This is a genomic window from Polaribacter sp. 11A2H (assembly GCF_011379025.1).
GTDB lineage: Bacteria > Bacteroidota > Bacteroidia > Flavobacteriales > Flavobacteriaceae > Polaribacter.
This window is the reverse complement of record NZ_WTLD01000034.1, coordinates 1-1650: the sequence shown is the minus strand read 5'-3', so window position 1 is coordinate 1650 and position 1650 is coordinate 1. Positions and strand designations below refer to the sequence as shown.

Below are 1650 nucleotides of genomic sequence, written 5' to 3'. Positions count from 1 at the left end.
GGTTCGGGTTTAATGAAACTACTACTGGTAACGGTACTTATACTATAACTTTTGGAGAAGAAGTTTCTGATATAAATTTATTACCAGACAGTGTTGGGACAACTTCTTCTGGTGATCTTGATACTGCAACAGCTGGAATAGATTTTGCAGGACAAGCTCTTTTTGGGAATTTCTCAGCTACTTTAGCAAACGGGACAGTTATGTCTAATCTTGCGGTATCTATATCGGTAAATCCCGTGGGAAATTCCGAACTAGTAGGGCAAACAGTTATAGATGGAAAAACATATATAACAGATCTAACGGCGAATACCACCCAAGCCAGCGGTACAATTTCTTTTCCTTCTTTAATAGGCAAAAATGTAACAAGTTTAACATTTGATAGTATTGGAGATGGAATAGGCCCAGTGTTATGGTTAGGTATAAAAGCTTCAAAATGTTTAGACACAGATAATGATGGTATACCAAATAAATTTGATACAGACTCAGACAACGATGGTTGTCCAGATGCTTTAGAAGGAAGCGGAACTTATACCCTTTCAGATATAGATGCTACAACTAAAATGCTAACAGCCGCAGTAGACATGGTAAGTACAAGTGCTACTTATGGGGTTCCAAACAGCACAACACAAACTATTGGTACATCTCAAGACAAAGACATTCAAAGTTCTGCATGTAATACCGCAGTAAATACAGAAAATGACATCAATCAAACACCAAAAGACAAACCTGTTGATGGTGCATTATTAACCAATGATGAAAACGTAGCAACAGTAACTTCTGTTACAATAAATGGGACTCCAACAGCTGTTCCTGCAGGAAACACTGGAGTAACTATTAATAATGTTGCTGGTGTAGATAAAAATGGAATTGCTATACCAAATGCTGGTTCAATTACTATTAAAGAAGATGGTACGTACACCTTTACACCAACTACAGGTTTTACAGGAACTATTAATCCAATAACATACACTGGTGAAGGAGCAAATAATGAAACAGATACGGCTACTTTATCTTTAGAAGTTATTCCTAACATTCAGCCAGCGGGTAACAATCCGCCAACGGCACAAAATGATGTAAATACTACAGAATTAAATACAGATATAACGTCAACTTTACTCTCTAATGATAGTGACACAGATGGAGATAATATCGTTATCACTAATGCTTCTATAAAAGACGGAGCAGGTACTGATATTCCTTTTACTTTAGGTGGAACTGCTACAACTGTTTCTGGTAAAGATAAAAATGGTGTTGCTATTACAAATGCAGGTACGGTTAAAGTAAATGCAGATGGAACTTATGAATTTAAACCTGCTACAGGATTTACAGGAACTATAGATGATATTACCTACACCATTTCTGATGGAAATGGTGGTACAGATACTGCTATTTTAAACTTAAATGTAATTGACAATTTTGGAAACAATACGTTTGCAAATGATGATGCCAATGCTGCTAAGCAAGGAATAAATATGGAAGGAAATGTTTTAACAAACGATTTTGATCCCGAAGGGAATACTCAAAATGTTACTACTGCTTCTGTTAACGGAACAGGAATTACGGTGGGAACTCTTGCTCCTGTAGTAAATACTATTGCAGGTATTGGTACGGTTACCATAAACTCAGATGGTTCTTATAATTTTGTACCAG

1 protein-coding gene is annotated in these 1650 nt (G+C 36.3%); it reads left to right on the top strand.

Annotated features, from left to right (window positions below; genetic code table 11):
• The coding region (locus tag GQS58_RS16775; protein ID WP_166388041.1) for an Ig-like domain-containing protein at positions 1-1650 on the top strand (1650 nt) is incomplete at both ends.